This is a genomic window from Siphonobacter aquaeclarae (genome assembly GCF_900103285.1).
Lineage (GTDB): Bacteria > Bacteroidota > Bacteroidia > Cytophagales > Spirosomataceae > Siphonobacter > Siphonobacter aquaeclarae.
The window spans coordinates 2,501-5,901 of sequence record NZ_FNGS01000019.1; the positions used below are offsets into that span (position 1 = coordinate 2,501).

Here is a 3,401-nt window from a genome sequence, read left to right on the forward strand (position 1 = left end):
TCAAATCACACGAGTAAGAGCACCAAGGTATTAAGAAAGAAGTTACAAAGGGCGTGCGGGGAATGCCTAGGCTCTCGGAGGCGATGAAGGACGCGATAAGCTGCGAAAATGTTCGGGGATCTGCACATGAGAGTTGATCCGAACGTGTCCGAATGAGACAACTCACTTGGTTGAAGACCAAGTATCCTGCAAAGGAGGCCAACCTGGGGAACTGAAACATCTAAGTACCCAGAGGAAAAGAAAACAACAGTGATTCCGCAAGTAGTGGCGAGCGAACGCGGATTAGCCCAAACCAGTTCCGTTACGGCGGGGTTGGGGTTGTAGGACTGCTTTTTAGAAGAGAAAGGAAACAGAACGGTCTGGGAAGGCCGGCCAAAGAAGGTGACAGCCCTGTAAGTGTACAATTTTTTGACGTAGCAGTATCCTGAGTAGGTGGGGACCGGTGAAATCCCCTCTGAATCTGGCGGCACCATCCGCCAAGGCTAAATACTCCCGAGAGACCGATAGTGAACCAGTACCGTGAGGGAAAGGTGAAAAGTACCCCGAATAGGGGGGTGAAAAGATCCTGAAACCGCACGCTTACAAGCGGTCGGAGCCCTGTAATGGGGTGACGGCGTGCCTTTTGCATAATGACCCTACGAGTTGCTGTTACTGGCGAGGTTAAGTATTGCAGATACGAAGCCGAAGCGAAAGCGAGTCCGAATAGGGCGATTAGTCAGTGGCAGCAGACGCGAAACTTTGTGATCTACCCATGACCAGGTTGAAGTGTCGGTAACACGACATGGAGGACCGAACCAGTTTGCGTTGAAAAGCATTTGGATGAGTTGTGGGTAGGGGTGAAAGGCCAATCAAACTGAGAGATAGCTCGTACTCCCCGAAATGTTTTTAGGAACAGCCTCGGGATGTAGTTATACGGAGGTAAAGCTACCGATAGGACTAGGGGGAGTCAAATCCTACCAAATCCTGACGAACTCTGAATGCCGTATAATATGCCCGGGAGTGAGGGCTGGGGTGCTAAGGTCCCAGTCCGAGAGGGAAAGAACCCAGACCATCCGCTAAGGCCCCTAAATCAGGGCTAAGTTGAACAAAGGAGGTCCGACTGCAGAGACAGCCAGGATGTTAGCTTGGAAGCAGCTATTCATTTAAAGAGTGCGTAACAGCTCACTGGTCGAGCGGGGCGGGCATCGATAATAAACGGGCATCAAGCCATGTGCCGAAGCGATGGAAGTAGAAATACTTGGTAGGGGAGCATTCTCATGGCAGAGAAGGTGTGCCGGCAAGGCATGCTGGAGCGATGAGAAAAGCAAATGTAGGGATAAGTAACGATAAGGAAGGTGAGAAACCTTCCCACCGTAAGGATCAGGATTCCTCAGCTATGCTAATCAACTGAGGGTTAGTCGGGAGCTAAGGTGATAGCGAAAGCGACCCATCGATGCCCAACAGGTTAAAATTCCTGTACTTACAGTAGGTGCGACGCAGTGACGGAGGTTATGGCTTGATACGTACGGACGGAAGTGTGCGTTGAGCCGAGCCCGCAAGGGCAAGGCGAATCAGGGAGTAACCTTCCAAGAAAAGCTGCTAAGCTTCAGCCTATTGTAACCCGTACCGCAAACCGACACAGGTATCCGGGTAGAACATACCAAGGTGCTCGAGTGAATCACGGCTAAGGAACTCGGCAAATTAACCCTGTAACTTCGGGATAAGGGGAGCCTCGTGCAAGCGAGGCCGCAGAGAAATGGCCCAGGCGACTGTTTAACAAAAACACAGGGCTTTGCCAAAACGAAAGTTGACGTATAAGGCCTGACACCTGCCCGGTGCTGGAAGGTTAAGAGGGGATGTTAGTCGCAAGGCAAAGCATTGAATCGAAGCCCCAGTAAACGGCGGCCGTAACTATAACGGTCCTAAGGTAGCGAAATTCCTTGTCGGGTAAGTTCCGACCTGCACGAATGGTGTAACGATCTGGGCACTGTCTCAGCCGTGAGCTCGGTGAAATTGTAGTAGCGGTGAAGATGCCGCTTACCCGCCACGGGACGGAAAGACCCCGTGAACCTTTACTATAGCTTTGCACTGACTTTTGGTAACTGGTGTGTAGGATAGGTGGGAGGCTATGAAGCGGTGTCGCTAGGCATCGTGGAGCCAACGTTGAAATACCACCCTCCGGTTGCTGGGAGTCTAACTCAAGAGAGGACACTGCATGGTGGGTAGTTTGACTGGGGTGGTCGCCTCCAAAAAAGTATCGGAGGCTTTCAAAGGTACCCTCAGCACGCTTGGTAACCGTGCGTAGAGTGCAATCGCAGAAGGGTGCTTGACTGTGAGGCAAACAGGCCGAGCAGGCACGAAAGTGGGAGATAGTGATCCGGCGGTTCCGCATGGAAGGGCCGTCGCTCAAAGGATAAAAGGTACTCCGGGGATAACAGGCTGATCTCCCCCAAGAGCTCACATCGACGGGGAGGTTTGGCACCTCGATGTCGGCTCGTCACATCCTGGGGCTGGAGAAGGTCCCAAGGGTTCGGCTGTTCGCCGATTAAAGTGGCACGCGAGCTGGGTTCAGAACGTCGTGAGACAGTTCGGTCCCTATCTGTGGTGGGCGTTGGAATTTTGAGAGGGCTTGACCTTAGTACGAGAGGACCGGGTTGAACCGACCGCTGGTATGCCAGTTGTTCCGCCAGGGGCATCGCTGGGTAGCCACGTCGGGTTAAGATAAGCGCTGAAAGCATCTAAGTGCGAAACTTGCCTCAAGATGAGAATTCCATTAAGAGAGCCGTCAGAGACGATGACGTTGATAGGCTGCAGGTCTAAAGGTGGTGACATCAAAGCCGAGCAGTACTAATCGCTCCAAGACTTCTTTTAAAAATTAATACGGGTAGGACTTACTTGTGTATACAGCTTATCTCTTTTCCACATCACGTTAAGAAAGAGGACCTTGAAGGCATGGAAGTTGAGAGTAGGGGAACCGAAATCAGCATCTGAAGAGCCAATGGCGATCATAGGGCGGGTGTTCACCCCTTCCCATCCCGAACAGGGCCGTTAAGCCCCGCTCCGCCGATGATACTGGGTTCGCCCCCGGGAAAGTAGGTAATCGCCTCCCATTAATGGATAGCAAAGCTCCTGTAACCGGGAGCTTTTGCTGTTTTTAGGCAGTTGTCGGCTGTCAGCTGTCGGCGATCGGCTGTCGACTTTTAAGCGGTAGGCTGTAAGCTATAGGCGGCAACACGCCCCTTGCGAATTACCCCAGGTGCTCCCCAAACGGAAGAGCGCCTTTTGCGTGATATACAGGTAGCTGCAACTACCGATATTACCCCCGAGCCCTGATTGCTTTAAGCTGACTGCCGAAATGAAAAACGCCCTCCAGACCGGAGAGCGTTTTTTGATGTAATACTGACACCGCGAGCAATAGCTTA

General features: G+C 52.1%; 2 rRNA genes. Both read left to right on the forward strand.

The window, feature by feature from the left end:
* The first annotated feature begins 35 nt into the window (after positions 1-35).
* A 23S ribosomal RNA gene (locus BLR09_RS25225) occupies positions 36-2,850 on the forward strand.
* A 126-nt stretch (positions 2,851-2,976) separates the two neighbouring features.
* Positions 2,977-3,088, forward strand: a 5S ribosomal RNA gene (gene rrf, locus BLR09_RS25230).
* The last annotated feature ends 313 nt before the right edge of the window (positions 3,089-3,401 follow it).